Source organism: Phytohabitans kaempferiae (assembly GCF_042433955.1).
Lineage (GTDB): Bacteria > Actinomycetota > Actinomycetes > Mycobacteriales > Micromonosporaceae > Phytohabitans > Phytohabitans kaempferiae.
Genome location: NZ_JBHLUH010000043.1, coordinates 1 through 16461, shown reverse-complemented (window position 1 = coordinate 16461; position 16461 = coordinate 1). Strand labels below are relative to the sequence as shown.

The 16461-nt window shown below is 72.4% G+C and carries 18 protein-coding genes; 9 read left to right on the top strand and 9 right to left on the bottom strand.

All coding sequences use genetic code 11. The annotated features are described in order from the left end of the window. Positions 1-341: 341 nt before the first annotated feature. Together ACFFIA_RS22080 and ACFFIA_RS22075 are read left to right on the top strand one after the other, a co-directional pair. On the top strand, positions 342-3500 hold the full coding sequence (locus ACFFIA_RS22080) for an LppU/SCO3897 family protein (RefSeq protein WP_377253518.1): 3159 nt from the start codon (positions 342-344) through the stop codon (positions 3498-3500). Further along, positions 3493-5364: an NHL domain-containing thioredoxin family protein gene (locus ACFFIA_RS22075; protein WP_377253517.1), complete on the top strand. Its 1872-nt coding sequence runs from the start codon at positions 3493-3495 to the stop codon at positions 5362-5364. Before ACFFIA_RS22080 ends, ACFFIA_RS22075 begins: the two co-directional genes overlap by 8 nt. Here the strand turns inward: ACFFIA_RS22075 and ACFFIA_RS22070 are convergent. From ACFFIA_RS22070 to ACFFIA_RS22060, 3 genes are read right to left on the bottom strand one after another with little or no spacing between them, the layout of a single operon-like run. Next, positions 5326-6096, bottom strand: a complete 771-nt coding sequence (locus ACFFIA_RS22070) for a LamB/YcsF family protein (protein ID WP_377253516.1) — start codon at positions 6094-6096, stop codon at positions 5326-5328. The genes ACFFIA_RS22075 and ACFFIA_RS22070 overlap by 39 nt on opposite strands. Further along, positions 6080-6955: a 5-oxoprolinase subunit C family protein gene (locus ACFFIA_RS22065; protein ID WP_377253515.1), complete on the bottom strand. Its 876-nt coding sequence runs from the start codon at positions 6953-6955 to the stop codon at positions 6080-6082. Before ACFFIA_RS22065 ends, ACFFIA_RS22070 begins: the two co-directional genes overlap by 17 nt. A 55-nt stretch (positions 6956-7010) precedes the next feature. Beyond that, the gene (locus ACFFIA_RS22060; protein WP_377253514.1) at positions 7011-7616 is read right to left on the bottom strand and encodes a 5-oxoprolinase subunit B family protein; all 606 of its coding nucleotides are present in this window, start codon (positions 7614-7616) and stop codon (positions 7011-7013) included. Positions 7617-7681: 65 nt separating this feature from the next. Here ACFFIA_RS22060 and trhA point away from each other — a divergent pair, with 65 nt between their 5' ends. Beyond that, entirely contained in the window at positions 7682-8359 is a 678-nt protein-coding gene (gene trhA, locus ACFFIA_RS22055; RefSeq protein WP_377253513.1) for a PAQR family membrane homeostasis protein TrhA, read from the top strand. Here the strand turns inward: trhA and ACFFIA_RS22050 are convergent. Continuing rightward, the gene (locus ACFFIA_RS22050; RefSeq protein ID WP_377253512.1) at positions 8350-8625 is read right to left on the bottom strand and encodes a DUF6458 family protein; all 276 of its coding nucleotides are present in this window, start codon (positions 8623-8625) and stop codon (positions 8350-8352) included. The genes trhA and ACFFIA_RS22050 overlap by 10 nt on opposite strands. Positions 8626-8676: 51 nt before the next feature. On the opposite strand from ACFFIA_RS22050, the gene ACFFIA_RS22045 reads away from it, so the two are divergent. Continuing rightward, positions 8677-9174 (top strand): SixA phosphatase family protein, encoded by a 498-nt coding sequence (locus ACFFIA_RS22045; RefSeq protein WP_377253511.1) that lies wholly within the window; start codon positions 8677-8679, stop codon positions 9172-9174. Between the two features lie 62 nt (positions 9175-9236). Here the strand turns inward: ACFFIA_RS22045 and ACFFIA_RS22040 are convergent, their stop codons facing one another. Both ACFFIA_RS22040 and ACFFIA_RS22035 read right to left on the bottom strand, forming a co-directional pair. Continuing rightward, positions 9237-9518, bottom strand: coding sequence for a DUF6458 family protein (locus ACFFIA_RS22040; RefSeq protein WP_377253510.1), 282 nt, complete (start codon positions 9516-9518; stop codon positions 9237-9239). A gap of 169 nt (positions 9519-9687) precedes the next feature. Next, on the bottom strand, positions 9688-11547 hold the full coding sequence (locus ACFFIA_RS22035; RefSeq protein ID WP_377253509.1) for an acyl-CoA dehydrogenase: 1860 nt from the start codon (positions 11545-11547) through the stop codon (positions 9688-9690). 184 nt (positions 11548-11731) lie between these two features. Between ACFFIA_RS22035 and ACFFIA_RS22030 the strand changes: the two genes are divergently transcribed. After that, on the top strand, positions 11732-11869 hold the full coding sequence (locus ACFFIA_RS22030; protein ID WP_377253508.1) for a hypothetical protein: 138 nt from the start codon (positions 11732-11734) through the stop codon (positions 11867-11869). Between the two features lie 156 nt (positions 11870-12025). Here the strand turns inward: ACFFIA_RS22030 and ACFFIA_RS22025 are convergent, their stop codons facing one another. After that, positions 12026-13153, bottom strand: coding sequence for a PP2C family protein-serine/threonine phosphatase (locus tag ACFFIA_RS22025; protein ID WP_377253507.1), 1128 nt, complete (start codon positions 13151-13153; stop codon positions 12026-12028). A 109-nt stretch (positions 13154-13262) separates the two neighbouring features. Beyond that, positions 13263-13874: a septal ring lytic transglycosylase RlpA family protein gene (locus tag ACFFIA_RS22020; RefSeq protein WP_377253506.1), complete on the bottom strand. Its 612-nt coding sequence runs from the start codon at positions 13872-13874 to the stop codon at positions 13263-13265. Between the two features lie 134 nt (positions 13875-14008). On the opposite strand from ACFFIA_RS22020, the gene ACFFIA_RS22015 reads away from it, so the two are divergent. Further along, positions 14009-14560: a phosphoribosyltransferase family protein gene (locus ACFFIA_RS22015; RefSeq protein ID WP_377253505.1), complete on the top strand. Its 552-nt coding sequence runs from the start codon at positions 14009-14011 to the stop codon at positions 14558-14560. On the opposite strand, the gene ACFFIA_RS22010 is transcribed toward ACFFIA_RS22015, so the two are convergent. Next, positions 14537-14890, bottom strand: coding sequence for a nucleotide pyrophosphohydrolase (locus ACFFIA_RS22010; protein WP_377253504.1), 354 nt, complete (start codon positions 14888-14890; stop codon positions 14537-14539). The two genes, ACFFIA_RS22015 and ACFFIA_RS22010, sit on opposite strands and share 24 nt — an antisense overlap. A gap of 242 nt (positions 14891-15132) precedes the next feature. Between ACFFIA_RS22010 and ACFFIA_RS22005 the strand changes: the two genes are divergently transcribed. The 3 genes from ACFFIA_RS22005 to ACFFIA_RS21995 all read left to right on the top strand — a co-directional run bounded on the left by ACFFIA_RS22005 (position 15133) and on the right by ACFFIA_RS21995 (position 16063). Further along, positions 15133-15336: a hypothetical protein gene (locus ACFFIA_RS22005; RefSeq protein ID WP_377253503.1), complete on the top strand. Its 204-nt coding sequence runs from the start codon at positions 15133-15135 to the stop codon at positions 15334-15336. Then, positions 15333-15737, top strand: a complete 405-nt coding sequence (locus ACFFIA_RS22000; protein WP_377253502.1) for a type II toxin-antitoxin system VapC family toxin — start codon at positions 15333-15335, stop codon at positions 15735-15737. Before ACFFIA_RS22005 ends, ACFFIA_RS22000 begins: the two co-directional genes overlap by 4 nt. An 80-nt stretch (positions 15738-15817) precedes the next feature. Further along, positions 15818-16063, top strand: a complete 246-nt coding sequence (locus tag ACFFIA_RS21995; RefSeq protein WP_377253501.1) for an NUDIX hydrolase — start codon at positions 15818-15820, stop codon at positions 16061-16063. Positions 16064-16461: the final 398 nt, after the last annotated feature.

Below are 16461 nucleotides of genomic sequence, written 5' to 3'. Positions count from 1 at the left end.
CCGCCTCCGGCTCGGCTTCGGTCTCCGGTTCGGCGTCGGTTTCCGGCGCCCCGGTGTCTGGTGCCTCTGTTTCCGGCGCGCCTGTATCGGGCGGGTCGAGCGCTCCGGTTTCGGGCGCTTCCGCTGCGGGTCCTCCTGCTTTCGGTCCTTCTGTTTCGGGCGCTGCTGTTCCGGGCGCTGCTGTTCCGGGGGCGCCGGAGGGGCACGGCTTCGGGCCTGGATATCAGCCTGGCCAGGGTTTTCCGCCGCCTGCCGACCCCGGACCCTTCGACTCTTCGGGAGCCGCCGGGCATGGCGGGCTCCCCAAGCGCGAGCCCGGCCGCTTCGAGCCACTTGAGCCGATGTCCCGCGACGCTGCCTTCGGCGGTGCCCACCCCCAGCCCGGCGGATTCGGCGGTGGCTTCGACCCGGACGGCGCCGCAGCCGGCGGACGCGACAGCTCCGGTGATGCCGCGCGCGGCGGCTTCGGGGCGGACGGCTTCGCAGACGGCAGGTTCGGCGCAGGCGGCGGTTTCGGCGCGGACGGCGGTGGCTTCGCCGGCGCACCGCCAGAGGCGCGTGCCTTCGAGGCGCGCGGTCCCGAGGGCGGCGGCTTCGGTGGAGGCGGCCGCGAGGGCTTCGGGGCGCGTGACGACGACTTCGATCCCGGCCGCGATGCCGGCCCAGGCCACGAATCCGGTGCCGGCGGCTCCGGTCGGGGCGACTTCGGGTCGGGCCCGCGCGACTTCGGAGCGCCTGCCCCTGGCGACCGTGGCGGCTTCGGCGCGGGCGGCTTCGGTGGCCGTGAAGGCTTCGGCGCCGCCGGGCACGGTGACTCCCCGCACGAGGGCTTCGGACACGACGGCCCTCGCGAAGGCTTCGGTCCCGCAGGGAGCGGCGACCCCCCACACGAAGGCTTCGGCCGCGACGGCTCTCGCGAAGGCTTCGGTCCCGCGGGGGGCGGCGACGCCCCGCACGAGGGCTTTGGGCGCGAGGGCTTCGGCCGCGACGGTTTTGGACCGGCCACAGGAGCCGGTCCGGGCCGGGAGGGCTTCGGGCCGGCCGGTCGAGACGGCTTCGGCCGCGAGGTCCACGAAAACCACGAGGGCCGCGAGGGCTTCGGTCAGGGCGAGCGCGGTCCGCGCGACGGTGAGCCGGATTCCGGCGCCTTCGGCCCTGGCGGGCAGGAGCCGGGCGGATTCGCGCTGAGCCGGCCGCAGGCTGACGGCCCCCCGCACGAGAGCGGCGGCTTCGACGCGGGTCGGCGGGAGCCCGCCGGCTTCGGGTCGGCCTGGCCGGGAGCCTTCGAGTCCAGCCGCCGCGAGCCTGGGCAGGCTGACGGCCCCGGGTCCGACGGTCCCGACCACGACCCGGCGCGCGCCGGCGACCGTGGTTTCGAGCCGCACCGAGCCTTCGGTGCCGGAGCGCCGAGCGAGCGCGGCTTCGAGGCGGGCCCGCCGTTCGGCGCCGGAGCGCCCAGCGAGCGCGACTTCGAGGCCGGCCAGCCGGAGGCCCGTGGCTTCGCGGCAGACCGGCCCTTCGGCGCCGGAGCGCCCAGCGAGCGCGACTTCGAGGCCGGCCAGCCGGACGCCCGTGGCTTCGCGGCAGACCGGCCCTTCGGCGCCGGAGCGCCCAGCGAGCGGGGCTTCGAGGCCGGACCGCCTGGCTTCGACCCCAACCGGGCCGACGACCAAGGCTTCGCGGCGGGACGGCCCTTCGGGGGCGGCGCTCCCGACCGTCCGGAGGCTGATGGCTTCGAGCCTGGTCGCCCGTTCGGCGCCGCGACGCCGGAAGGCCGCGGCTTCGAGCCCGGCCGCCCGTTCGGCGCCGCGACGCCCCCAGCCCGTGGCTTCGCACCTCACCAGCCCGGTGAGCCTGGCTTCGACCCCGACCGGGCAGATGACCACGGTTTCGGCGCCGGACCCGCGGATCGGGATGACGCGGAGCGGGTCCGCCCCGGCTTCGAGCGCAGCCCGTTCGACTCGGGCAACGCCGACTCGGGCGCACCTGGCGGCTTCGAGCGCGGCCCGTTTGGTGCGGGCGCCGGGCGCTTCGAGCCCGACGGCCATGACCGTGCCGACGCGGGCGGTGGCTTCGAGCCGGCGCGCTTCGACACCGGGCACCGCCAGCCGGAGCGGGAAGACACTCCGCCACCGCGGCCGTTCGAGGGGCAGGAGGTCCGGGTCCCGGGCGCGCACCTCGGCACGCCCCCACCAGACAAGCCGGGCCCTGGTCGCGGGCTCTTCGGAGCAGGCGACGATGCGCCACGGCCCGCCGGGGCCGCCTCGGTGCCGGTCGCCGGGCCATTCGGCTCAAATGGTCACGAGTTCGGCCCGCCGCACGCGGACGGGCCGCCGCCCGTACCGCAGCCGCGCACGCCCGGCGCTGACAAGCCGGTATCGGCCAGTGCCTCCGTGCCCGTGGCGAGCCGCATCACGCCGCCGACCGAGCAGCCGATGCCGCCGCAGGCGTCGAGCCCGCAGCCGCGCGTCTACGGCCGTCCAGCGCCCGCCGACCCCGAAGACGACGCCCCGCCACCACCACCGCCGCCGCCCCGCCAGGGCAGCGTGTCGGCGAGCGCACGGGTCGCACCGCCGCCGCCCAGCGCGCCTCCGGGAGCGCCTGCCTCGCCGGCCGGGCCGTACTCCGAGCCGACCGGCGTCTTCACCAGCGCACCGGGGCCGGGCAGTCCGGCGGCACCGGCCAGCCCGGCGGGGTTCGGCGCGGCGCCGGCCCCCGCGCCCTTGCCGCCGTACCCGCCCCCGCCCGGGGGCTACGAGCCGCCGCAGGGGCCGCCTGGCGGGTTCGAGCCGCACCAGGGGCCGCCCGGGTTCGGGCAGCCGCAGGGGCCGCCCGACGGCTTCGGACCGCATGACCCGCCTGGGCCGCCGATGGCATACCAGCCGCCGCAGGGGTTCCAGCCGCCGCAGGGGTTCCAGCCGCCGCAGGGGTTCCAGCCGCCGCAGGGGTTCCAGCCACCGCACGGGCCGCCCGGCGGATTCGAGCCGCACCAGGGGCCGCCGCACGGCACTGCCACCTTCCCCGCCGCCGCCGGCATGCCGCCGGGACTGCCGCAAAACGGTGCACCGGGCTGGGGCGTGCAGCCGGAGGGCGATCAGGAGCAGGACCGCTTCAACGCGTTCCAGCCCGAGCCGACCGCCGCCTCCGACGCCGCGCAGCCGGACGAGGCGCCGCCGCAGCAGCAGGAGCGCAACCTGCGCGTCTTCCTACTCGTCATGGTCGCCGCCGCCCTGGTGGTGATCGTGCCGCTCGGCATCGTGTGGCTGCTCACGCTGCGCGGCTCTGACAGCGCCTTCAGCCCGGAGGTTGGCAGCTGCGTCAAGCAGTCCGGCACCAGCGGCGCGGTCAAGGCCCAGTGCGGTGAGGCCAACGCGTTCACGGTCGTGTCCAAGGAGGACAGTCCGGACAAGTGCGCCGACAAGAGCCAGCCACACATCGTGCTCGCTGGTGACGGCGGCAAGGACCAGGTGCTCTGCCTCAAGCCGGCGGCCAGTGGCTGACCCGGAGGCGGCCGCCGCCGAGCCGCCGCCGACGGGTCGCCATGCCCGCGTACGCGCGCCCGAGCTGCGTGGGCGGGGATGGCTCAACACCGGTGGCCGGGAGCTGAAGCTCGCCGACCTGCGCGGCAAGATCGTCCTGCTCGACTTCTGGACGTTCTGCTGCATCAACTGCCTGCACGTACTCGACGAGCTGCGGCCACTCGAGGAGGCGTACGGCGACGTGCTCGTGATCATCGGCGTGCACTCGCCGAAGTTCGAGCACGAGCGGGACGCCGACGCGCTCGCGGCAGCCGTCGAGCGGTACGGCGTCGCGCATCCCGTGCTCGACGACCCACGGATGGAGACCTGGGAGCAGTACGCGGCCAAGGCGTGGCCGACGCTCTCCGTGGTCGATCCCGAGGGGTACGTGGTGGCCTCGATGGCGGGCGAGGGGCACGCCGAAGGGCTGAGCCTGCTGGTCGAGGAGCTGATCCTCGAACACGAGGCCAAGGGCACGCTGCACCGCGGCGACGGGCCGTACGTGCCGCCCGCCGAGCCGGTGACCACGCTCCGCTTCCCCGGCAAGGCGCTCGTACTGCCCAGCGGCAACCTGCTCGTCTCCGACTCGGCCCACCACTCGCTGGTCGAGCTCGCCCCCGACGGCGAGACTGTCGTTCGCCGGATCGGTTCGGGCGAGCGCGGGCGGACCGACGGCGCACCAGAGGTCGCGGCCTTCTCCGAGCCGCAAGGGCTGTGCCTGCTCCCGGAGCACGAGGCGGGCGTGGCCGGATACGACGTGGTGGTCGCCGACACGGTCAACCACCTGCTCCGCGGTGTACGCCTGGAGACCGGCGAGGTCACCACGGTCGCCGGCAGCGGGCGACCCTGGCGTTCCACGGTGGACGGCTATGCGCACGACGCCCGCGCGACCGACCTCTCCTCGCCGTGGGATGTCGCCTGGTACGGCGACCGCGTGATCGTCGCCATGGCCGGGATACACCAGCTGTGGTGGTTTGACCCGGTGAAGCGGACCACCGGCGTCTACGCGGGCACGACCGTCGAGGCGCTCCGCGACGGTGCCCTCCCCGACGTGTGGCTCGCGCAGCCGTCCGGGCTGAGCGCGCACGGTGTGCGGCTGTGGCTCGCCGACAGCGAGACCTCCGCCCTCCGCTACGTGCAGGACGGCGGGCTGCACACGGCGGTTGGGCAAGGGCTCTTCGACTTCGGCCACGTCGACGGGCCGGCGGGCGAGGCGCTGCTCCAGCATCCGCTCGGCGTGTGCGCCCTGCCGGACGGCTCGGTGCTGGTGGCCGACACCTACAACGGCGCCGTACGCCACTACGACCCCGCCACCGACACCGTGTCCACTGTGGCCACCGACCTCGCCGAGCCGAGCGACGTGGTGCTCACGGCCGACGGCGGTGTACTCGTCGTCGAATCGGCGGCGCACCGGATCGTACGGCTCGCACCGGGCGCGATACCGCGGGCGGCCACGATCGCCGGCGCCCGCCACCGCACCGAGCGACCGCCCACCGACCTGGCTCCGGGCGAGGTCACGCTCGACGTCATCTTCACGCCGGCGCCGGGGCAGAAGCTGGACGAGTCATTCGGCCCGCCGACCCGGTTGGAGGTCTCCGCCTCCCCGCCCGAGCTGCTGCTCGACGGTGGCGGGGAGACGACCGACCTGTCCCGGCGGCTGGTGCTCAATCCGGCCGTACCGAAGGGGGTCCTACAGGTGGTGGCGCAGGCCGCGACCTGCGACGCGGAGGCCGAGCACGCCGCCTGCCACCTCACGCGCCAGGACTGGGGCGTGCCCGTCAACGTGACCGGGGCCGGCGCGGCCCGGCTACCGCTCATCCTGCGGGGCCTGGACGAAGGGGCCTAGCACCACACCGGCCCGCTCCAGCTCCGCCCGCACGCCGCGCGCCAGCGCCACGGCACCTGGCGTGTCCCCGTGTACGCAGATCGACTCCACCGGCAGCCGCAACTCGACCCCGTCGACGGCCCGCACCGACGACTCGACCGCCATCCGCACCGCCCGCGCGGCCACCTCGTCCGGCGACTTCACGAGCGCGCCCGGCGACGTACGCGGTACGAGCGCGCCGCTCGCCTGGTATCCCCGGTCGGCGAAGCCCTCGGCCACCGCCCGCAGCCCCGCGCCGGTCGCGAGCCGGGCGAGCACCGAGCCGGGCGGGCAGAGCACCGGCAGCGAGCGGTCGTAGTCGACCACGGCCGCCACCACCGCCGCCGCCTGCGCCTCGTCGGCCGCGGCGGTGTTGTAGAGGGCGCCGTGCGGCTTGACGTACCGCACACGCGTGCCGGCCACGCGGCAGAAGCCGTCCAGCGCGCCGATCTGGTAGAGCACGTCGTCGCGCAGGTCCTCGAAGGCGTACTCGATCCGCCGCCGCCCGAAGCCCGCCAGATCGCGGTAGCCGACCTGCGCGCCCACCGCGACGCCCCGCTCCGCCGCGCCCGCGCACACGCGCCGCATCGTGGTCGGGTCGCCGGCGTGGAAGCCGCACGCCACGTTCGCCGAAGTGATCACGTCGAGCAGCGCGTCGTCGTCGCCCAAGCGCCAGGCGCCAAACCCCTCGGCCAGGTCAGCGTTCAGGTCCATGGAAGGTCACGGTAGTACCGGGCACCGCCTGCGCGAGCGGTGTGACGTCGTCGACCACGCCGATCACCGGGTAGCCGCCGGTGGTGGGGTGGTCGGCCAGGAAGATCAACGGCTGCCCGTTGGCCGGCACCTGCACCGCGCCGAGCACGATGCCCTCGCTGGGCAGCTCCCCGGCCACCGCGCGGGGCAGGGCCGCGCCGGCCAGTCGCGCGCCGACGCGGTTGCTGACCGGGCTGACGGTGTACGCCGTGCCGAGCAGCGCCGCCACCGCCTCGGCCGTAAACCAGTCCGCCCTCGGCCCCAGCCTGATCCGGAGCGCCAGCGACAAGGGCGGCGGCCGCCACGGCACGAAGTCCACAGTGGATGGGCTGACGTACGCGCCCACCGGCAGCCGGTCACCGTCGCGCAGCGGCGCCGGTCCCAGCCCGGAGAGCGTGTCCGCCGAACGGCTGCCGAGCACCGGCTCGACCGCGATCCCGCCGCCCACAGCCAGGTACGACCGCACGCCGTGCACCGCCCGCCCCACCGTGACGACGGCACCGGCCGGTACGGGCACGGGCAGGGCGAAAGCAGCCGGCCGCCCGCCCACGGAGAGCGGCGCGAACGCCCCGGTCAACGCCACCGTCCCGGCCGTGGCCAGCCGCAGCGAGCAACCGCCCGCGGTCACCTCCAGCGCCGCCGCGCCCTCGGGATTGCCGGCGAGACGGTTGGCCAGCCGCAGCGCCGGGCCGTCGAGCGCGCCCGCACGTGGCACGCCGAGGTGGGCGAAGCCGGGCCGCCCGAGATCCTGCACGGTGGTGAGCGGTCCGGCGCGGAGCACCTCGATCATGCGGCCCTCCCGCTCCGCTTCGCGCCTCATGCGGCCCTCCCGCCAACAGACCGCGGAACATTCGCGCTCCGCTTCGCTCCGCGACTCATGCCGCGGGTAGCCGTACGCGCGCGCCCGGCACCAGCAGCGCGGGCGGGTCTCGCCGCACGTCGAAGAGGACCGCGTCGGTGCGCCCCACGAGCCGCCAGCCGCCGGGCGAGGCGGTGGGGTAGATCCCGGCGTACTCCCCCGCCAGCGCCACCGAGCCGGCCGGCACGCGGGGTCGCGGCGAGTCGAGTCGAGGCACCGGCCACGGCAGCCCGGTCAGGTATGCGAAGCCGGGCGCGAAGCCGCAGAACGCGACCCGCAGCTCGGTGCCGGCGATGCGCGCCACCGCCTCCTCCACCGGTACCCCCCAATGCGCGGCGACGTCGGGGATGTCGCTGCCGTCGTACCAGACGGTGATCTCGATGAGCGGACCCGGCGCGGTGGCGGCGGGCGGCGGCGGTGCCCAGCCCGCGACCAGGCCGGCCGTCTCTTGGGGGTCGGTGAGGCCGTCGAGGAGGACGGTGCGCGCGCCTGGCACGACCTCGGCGGCGGCCAGCTCACCGCGCTCGCGGCGGCGCCACAGCTCGGCCCGCCACGCCTCCACCTCGCCCTCGTCCGCGCACTCGATCAGCAGGGCGGCGGCTCCGGCGCGGCGGATGTGCATGACGTCATCGTGCCCGATGCCTCGCATCTACTTGCAAGTAACCTACGGTGCCGTAACCTGGAGCGGTGACCACTGAGGCACCTGTCCGGCTCCGCCCGGTCGACGTGGGCAAGCCGCGGATGCGCGGCTGGCTGCACGCGTACGCGTTCTTCGTGGCCGCGGTCTGCGGCATCGTGCTCTGCTCGCTGGCCGCGACCCGGCCGGGCGTCGCACCGATCGTGAGCTGCGTGATCTACAGCCTCACGGTGTGCGGCCTCTTCGGCACGAGCGCGCTCTACCACCGGCGCGTGTGGTCACCGCGTGGCTTCCAGATCATGCGGCGGCTCGACCACTCCATGATCTTCATCTTCATCGCGGGCACGTACACGCCGTTCTGTGTGCTCCTGCTCCCGACCAAGCCGGCCACCATCCTGCTCGCGATCGTGTGGACGGGAGCGGTGGGCGGGGTGGCACTCAAGCTGGTGTGGCCGCACGCGCCAAGGTGGGCGTCGGCGCCGCTGTACGTCGGGCTGGGCTGGGTCGCGATCGCCGTACTCCCCGACATCGGTCGCCACGGCGGGCCTGCCGCGCTGGTGCTGCTGATCGTGGGCGGCGTGGCGTACACGGTCGGTGCCGTCTTCTACGCGCTACGCCGCCCCAACCCGTGGCCGACGGTCTTCGGCCACCATGAGTTCTTTCATGCCTGCACGCTGGTGGCCGCGCTCTGCCACCACATCGCGATCTACTTCGCGCTCTACTCGTAGACTCGGCCGCTCGGGCGCCGCACCTCTCGGCGCTCCTCGATCCGCTCGGTCTGCACGGGCACCACTCGCTCGGTCGGCTCGACCACCGTGGTCGCAGCACGGCGCCGGTTCTGCCAGAACCACAGGGTGAGCACGAGACCGGCGAACCCAGCGACCATCAGCACCCAGCCGACGACGTTGATGTCGAGCCAACCGAGGTCGAACTCGACCGCGAACGCGAGAATCGCACCCAAGGCGATCAGGAAAATGCTTCCACCGATACCCATGTGGGTTCCATACCCAGGTGTTTCCTCCCTCAATCAGGCAAGCTGTCACACATGACGGAACGCACCATCGTGCTGTTGCGCCACGCGAAGGCCGAACGCCCCGCGGGCACCGCCGACATCGACCGTCCGCTCACCGCGCGCGGACACGCCGACGCGGCCGCCGTCGGCGCCTGGCTCGCCCGCCGCGAGCTGCTGCCCGCCGAGGTCATCTGCTCGCCCGCGAAGCGGACCCGCCAGACGTGGCACGGGGTCGCCGTGGGACTGCGAGGCTCCGGGCCCGAGGTCCGCTATGAGCCCATGGTGTACGGAGGGGTGGCGAGCGATCTGCTCGATCTCATCCGCGCCACGGCCGACGGCAGCGCGGCGGTGCTGGTGATCGGCCACAACCCGACCATCTCCGACCTGTCGGGCCTGCTCGACCCGACCGCGGCTCGCGATTCGGACGGCCTTCGCACGAGCGGCATCGCGGTACATACCTTCGAGGGTGCGTGGGCCGACTGCATGCCCGGCAAGGTGCCGCTCGCGGAGATTTACACCGCACGCGGCTGATGCGCCCACCCTGCCCGGCCCGGTCGTCGTCCGGGCCGGGCTTGCCCCTGACGGAGCAGGCCCTAGCCGGACGGAGACGGTGGGGGCGGCGCGTCGGGCGGGATCGGGGGCTTCGTACCGCCATCGCCTCGTTGGTGGGAGAGGCGATTCTCCTCGACCCACGAACGGATGACGCGTCGCCGCCGGTCGTGCCAGTACCACAGCGTCACGAACAGCACGCCCGCACCGGCGAGGATGAGCACCACGCCGACCGTGTTGATGTCGATCCACCACGGATCCACGCGGATCGCGAACGCCAGTACGGCGCCCAGCGCGATCAGGAAAATCCCGCCGCCGATGCCCATCCGCCCATTACAGCGTCCGTTATGGGCGATGCGCAGCGAAATGCCGGGCGGTGGCATGAAACCACCGCCCGGCATCGTTCTGGGCGCCCGCGCCGCTGGTCGTCGTCCGGCCCTCGGACGTCATGTCCGCGTCTCGGCCTCGCCTCGGCGAACGGCGAGCGCGTGCTGGTTAGAAGGCTTCCTCGGGCAGGTCCATCAGGTCGAGGTTGGTGGACTCGATGATCCGGCGGTCGGCACCGATGCGCGGCAGCACCTCGTGCGCGAAGAACCGGGCCGCCGCCACCTTGCCCTCGTAGAAGGACTTGTCGGCGGCCGAGGGCTCACCGGCGAGCGCGCGCAGTGCCACGTCGGCCTGCCGCTGGAGCAGCCACGCGAGGATCAGGTCGCCGAGCGCGAGCAGCAGGCGGCGGGAGTTGAGGCCCACCTTGTACAGCGCGCGCGGCTCGCCGCCCTGCGCCTCGCCGAGCCATCCGGTCATCGTGCCGAGGATCGACTGCACCTCGGCGAGCGCCTTGCCCAGCGCCAGCCGCTCCTCCTTGAGCTGGCCGTTGCCCGCCTCGGTCTCCAGGAACGCCTGGATCTCGCCGGCCACGGTCATCAGCGCCTTGCCACCGTCCTTGACCACCTTGCGGAAGAAGAGGTCGAGGCTCTGGATGGCAGTGGTGCCCTCGTACAGAGTGTCGATCTTGGAGTCGCGGACGTACTGCTCCAGCGGGTAGTCCTGGAGGTAGCCGGAGCCGCCGAAGGTCTGGAGCGCCTCGTGGCCCAGCATCTCGTACGCCCGCTCCGAGCCGACGCCCTTGACCAGCGGGAGCAGCAGGTCGTTGATCCGCTTGGCGACCTTCGCCGCCCGCTCGTCGCCGGCCGCCTCGGCGATGTTGATGCGGTCCTGCCAGGTCGCCGTGTACATGACCAGCGCCCGCAGGCCCTCCGCGTACGACTTCTGCATCATCAGCGACCGCCGCACGTCCGGGTGATGCGTGATCGTCACGCGCGGGGCGGTCTTGTCGCCGGTCTGAAGCAGGTCGGCGCCCTGCACGCGCTCCTTGGCGTACTCCAGAGCGTTGAGGTAGCCGGTAGACAGGGTCGCGATCGCCTTGGTGCCGACCATCATCCGGGCGTACTCGATGATCAGGAACATCTGCCGGATGCCCTCGTGCACGTCGCCGAGGAGCCAGCCCTTGGCCGGTGTGCCGTGCTCGCCGAAGGTCAGCTCGCACGTCGTGGAGACCTTGAGGCCCATCTTGTGCTCGACGTTGGTGGCGAAGACGCCGTTGCGCTCGCCCAGCTCGCCGGTGGCCGGGTCGAAGTGGTACTTCGGCACGACGAAGAGTGAGAGCCCCTTGGTGCCCGGGCCGCCGGCGCCCTCGACGCCGACCGGGCGGGCCAGCACGTAGTGGATGATGTTGTCCGCCAAGTCGTGCTCGCCGCTCGTGATGAAGCGCTTCACGCCCTCGATGTGGTAGCTGCCGTCGGGCTGCGGGATCGCGCGCGTGCGCCCGGCGCCCACATCCGAGCCGGCGTCCGGCTCGGTGAGCACCATGGTCGACGCCCAGCGCTTCTCCACGAAGAGCTTCGCCCACTCCTTCTGCTCGGGCGTGCCCTCGCGGTACAGCGTGGTGGCGAAGGAGGGGCCGGAGGCGTACATCCAGACCGGCGCGTTCGAGCCGAGCACCATGTCGGCGAGCGCCCACCAGAAGACCCGTGGCGCCGGCGTGCCGCCGATCACCTCGGGCAGGTCGAGCCGCCAGAACTCCGCCTTCATGAAGGCGTCGTACGACCTGCGGAACTCCTCCGGCATGGCGACCGAGTGCGTGGCCGGGTCGAAGACGGGCGGTGTGCGGTCACCGGCGGAGAAGCCGGCCGCGAGGTCTTCGCGCGCCAGGCGGTCCATCTCGGCGATGATGCTGCGGGCGGTGTCCCCGTCGATATCCGAGTACGGCGGCTGCCCGAACACCTGCCCTTCGGCGCCGAAGACCTCGAAGAGGTTGAACTCGAGGTCCCGGATGTTGCTCTTGTAGTGCGTCATGCTCGTTGGCCCCCGCTCCCGGGCTGTGGTTACCGGTCAGTAAGTTCGATTTTATTACCGGCCAGTAAGAACCGACAAGGAGACGGCGAAAGTGACCGTCGCCACAGCGTGATGTTTTGTCCCATTAGCGGCGATTGGCCCCGTAAGCAAGTCGGCACGCCGACAATATCGTCACGGCGAGTCGATGTGCCTCGTTAGTTCGGATACCCGCCATCTGAAGGCGGACGGCACCGGGGAGGTAGCCATGATCGCCAAGTTTCTGACCCTGCTCGCCGACCCCAACCTGCGGCGCCGCTACGTGGGCCGGCACCGCGCCCGCTGAGCCCAGCTCTCTGACGCCCGGCTCCTTGGCGCTTGGCTGACTGGCGCCGGCTTTTTGGGCGCGTTGGCTGCGCGGCGCTCTGGCTGGTTCTGGCGCTCAGCTCTCTGGCGCGCCGCCTTTCCCAGCGCGGCATGTCGCGCTTCGGCTGTCTGGCGCTCAGCTTTCTGGCGCGCCTACTTCCCAGCTCGGCACCGCGGCAGCGGTGACGGGGCGGGCTCCCGCGTACTCCATCAGCACCAGCGCGATGTCGTCGTCGAGGCGGCCGTGCACCCACTCGACCAGGGCCGTCTCCAGCGAGGCGAGGCCATCGCCCACCGTGCCGTGGCCGAGCAGCCGCCATGCCCGGTCGGCGGTGGGGAAGAACTCGCCATCCCGCCGCGCCTCGCCCAGCCCGTCGGTGAAGAGCAGCAGCCGATCGCCGGGCTCGAGGCGCTCGACCCGCGGGCGGACGACTGGCATGAAGCCGAGCGGCGGCGCCGGCGCGGGCGGCTCCAGCGGGATCACCTCGCCCCGTCGCAGCAGCAGCGGAGCCGGATGGCCGCAGTTGACGATCGTGAGCGTGCCGCCCCGCTCCTCCACGAGCGCCGCGGTCACGAAGTCTTCGTCGCCGACGCTGCGGGCCACCGCCCGGTCCAGGTCGGCGACGATCGCGCGCAGGTCGGCCCGCTCGTACGCCACGTGGCGGTAGGAGCCGAGCACGATACTGGCCAGGCGTACCGCGTCGAGGCCCTTGCCCCGCACATCCCCGATGATCATGCGGACGCCGTACGGCGTGTCGAGCGCCTCGTACAGGTCGCCGCCGATGTCCGCCGCCGCGGTCGCCGAGATGTAGCGCCCCGACACCGCCAGCGTGCCGACCTGGGGACCGAGCGGCCGCAGCACCGCCTGCTGCGCTACCGAGGCGAGTCGGGACAGCTCGGCGATGCGCTCGGCCTGCCGTTCCCGGATGAAGGCCACCGCGGCCGCGATGGCCGTCGCGAGGCCGATACCCACGACGATGGTCGCGTTGGCCAGCCGGTTTTCGTGGCCCGCCAGGGCAAACGCCCCGCCCACCGCGGTCGCCAGCACGCCCACGCCCAACACCACGCGCCACGAGGCGAACGCCGCGGCCAGGAAGGGAGCCGCCACGATCAGCCCGATGTAGCGCGCCTCGGAGCCGTCGGCGAGCTCGATCGCGGACACGAGTGCGAGCAGCACAAGGGCCGCGCCGAGGCCGGCGCGGGAACCAGAACTCATCGGGCGTCGACCCGGCGGTAACAAACGCATAGGTACGCCGAACAGCATGCCTGATCGACGGGCGCGACTGAACGAAGTTGGCCCCTCGTCCGATGGGGTTTTGGCCACCTGGTGCAAAGTTCCGGATCGGCTTGGCCGGGGGTTGCCGCTCACCTGGTCATTTCAGAATCTCGTAGCGCACATCGATGTGCCCCAGGTCGAGCGAGGCGATTGCCCGAAACGCCGCCCGGGAGAGATCGATGCAACGCCCGTCGATGTACGGCCCGCGGTCGTTGATCCGCACGATGACCGACTTGCCGTTGTCCGGGTTGGTCACTCGCACACGCGTGTTGAACGCCCAGGTCTTGTGCGCGGCGGTCAGCGCCTCGGGGTCGAACTGCTCGCCGTTCGCGGTCGGCTGCGGCTCGTGGTAGAAGGAGGCTCCGCAGCTCCCGGTGGCGGTAACCTGCTCGCTGCGCGGCTTGGGGCTGCTGGTTGCCCTGGGCGCCTCGGTCCTGCTCGGCGTCGGGCTGGGCTCAGCGGCACGCGCGTTGCCACGCGAGGCCCGCTGCTCCGTGGTGGATGGTGTGGGCGTCGGCGCCGCGCTGGTGGCCGCCAGCGTCGGCGTGGTGGCCGGCGGTGTGGTCTCCACGTTCGTCTCGGGGCTGCGGGCGCCGACCAACTGGACCGCGCCGACCCCGCCGCCGACGAGCAGCGCCCCGACCACGGCCGCCGAGGCCACGACACTCGCCCGACTCGCCTTCGACCTGCGGTGATGCTTTCCCGTCACCGCCGGACCGTAGCCAGCGGCCCGCTTCCACTGTCAAAGTGATCTATGGCTTTCGTACGGCTTTGCGATGAAACGTTCAGCCAATCGAACGAGGGGCTGTGGGTCGCTTGTCCCACTGGCGGAAGATGGTCTCCGTGGGCGACCTCGCAAAAAGCCTGATCAGCGCCTTCAGGTGGATCGATCCCGGCCCGGAGAGCAGCCATCTGGTCAGCGACATGTCCGGCTGGTGGCGCGACCCGGAGATCCTCGCCGCCCTGGGCCCGGCACTGGCCGACCTGTTCCGCGCCGACCGCCCCACGGTGGTGGTCTCGCCCGAGGTGACCGGCTACCTGCTCGGCCCGCTCACGGCCGCCGCGCTGGGCACCGGCTTCGTGCCCGGCCTCAAGGAGGGCGCCGACCGCCAGATCGCCGAGCCGGTGACCTGGGCCCGCACGGCACCGGACTACCGGAGGCGCACACTGGGGCTCGGCGTGCGCAGCCGGCACATCGGCCCGGGCGACCGCGTACTGGTGGTCGACGACTGGGTGACGACGGGCGCCCAGGTCCGCGCGCTGTACGAGGTGGTCCACACGCTGGGCGCCACGGCCGTAGGCTGCGCCGCGGTGGTCGACGACTGCGGCGCGAAGGTGGCGGCGAAGCTGGGGGTCAGATCGCTGCTGACCTCAGACGCTCTCGCCCCCGACTGACGCCGGCATCCATCCGACCGGGTAGCGCCGGGCGGAGTCGGCCAGCTTGGCCCGGGCGACGTCCACCAGGTCGAGGCCGAGCACGTCCGCCAGCCGGATCAGGTAGATCATCACGTCGCCCATTTCCGCCGCGACCCGGCCGCCCGCCTGCTGGTCGGCCATCACCCGCGCCGACTCCTCCGGCGTGAGCCACTGCAACTCCGCGAGCAACTCGCCCACCTCGCCGGCGAGGGCCATGGCCAGGTTCTTCGGCGTATGAAACTGCTGCCAGTCACGCGCATCGGCGAAGTCACGCACTTCCCGCTGGAACTCATTCAGACGGTCGTCCATGCCGACGAGTAAACCCCCAAGCCATACTTTGCCGTCAAAATCCTCAAGGCGGAGGTGACCGTGGAGGACCAGTCCGCATAACGGGGGCAGCCGTCTGGCGGCGGCCAGCCCACCGCCCAGCGGCTCTTCCGGCTGCACGCGTCGTAGTCCCGAGTCGCCGTGAATATACCCCTTTGGGCGTCTGGCACCAGGCGCCAGCGGTGAGAAGATAGGACGAGCGTCGAGCGGAGGAGGTGAGCGCCATGACGTCGAGCAACGCAGAGTGGCTGCCCGAGCGGCCGGCCGGCGACGAGCACGTGCCGGTGGAGGAGCAGGCGCGCCAGCAGGGCGTCCGTCCGCTCGCCTCGGCGGACGAGCTGGTCGTGCCCGGCATGTTCGAGTCAGATGAAGAGCTGGACGAGTTCCTCGCCGATTTGTACGCGTCCCGCCGGGCCGGCATGGCGTGAGCTTCGTCGTACTCGATACCGACGTCGCCTCCGCGAGCTTCCTGGGCCGCCTTCCCGATCGCCTCCACACCTGGTTGGCGACCAAGACACCCTGCATGACGTTCGTGACGCTGGGGGAGCTGACCAAGTGGACCGCGATCCGGAGCTGGGGACCGCAGCGACGCGCCGCGCTCGCGACCTGGCGGCAGCACGTCACCGTGCTGAAGTACGACGAGCGCGTGGCGACGACCTGGGGCGACCTCCAGGCACGCGCGCAACTCCGCGGGCGTCCCCGGCCGGTCAACGACACCTGGATCGCGGCCTGCTGCCTGGCTGAGGGCCTGCCGCTGGCCACCTTCAACACCAAGGACTTCGCCGATTTCGCGACCTACGACGGGCTCCAGCTCGTTGACGTGACCTAACAGGTCACACGCCTTCCCGCCTGTCCGCCCCGTATGCCGTCGACCCACCCACCGGGGAGCAGACCGGCGTCGACGTCGAGGTGACCGGGATTGTCGGCATCTATTCCGACCCGGGGCACATCGTGGCGTACACCGACGGTGAGGTGCGGCAGGAGTACGAGGTGACCCTGCTCGCCCGACCGGTAGGCGGCGCTCCGGCGGCCAACGACGAGGCAAGCGACGTTGGCTGGTTCGCGCCGGGCGAGCTGGATGGGCTAGATATCCACCCGACCATGCGCCGACAGATCGCGGACTACCTGGCGGGCCGGATGCCCCATGTGGACTGAGGCGAGCTAGCACATTGAATTATCAGGGTCCGGAGTCACAGGATTTGGGTGATTTGCCGCAAGCAAAGAGCATAATCACCGGACGCACCTTCCGCGGTCGCAGGAGCAGCCCGGCCCGCACGCCCGCGGAGCCGACCTCGCCGCATCGAGGTGGGCAACGCGGACCACGATCCCTGTGAGAGCCTGTCCCGATGTCGGGTGCTCGCCTGGCGCTGAACGCCGGGGTGATCCTGTTCGTCGCCTCATGCGTGCTGTCGTCCCTGGCGTTCCTGGATCTAGTCCCTGTCGCCTCTGGCGGGCGGCCCGTTCCGGGCTGAAAATCGGTGTTGGTCGCTCGCTGGCGTCGTTGGTTCTTTGGTTCGTTCGAGGTCGTGATCTAGTCGGACGCGGGCAGCCGT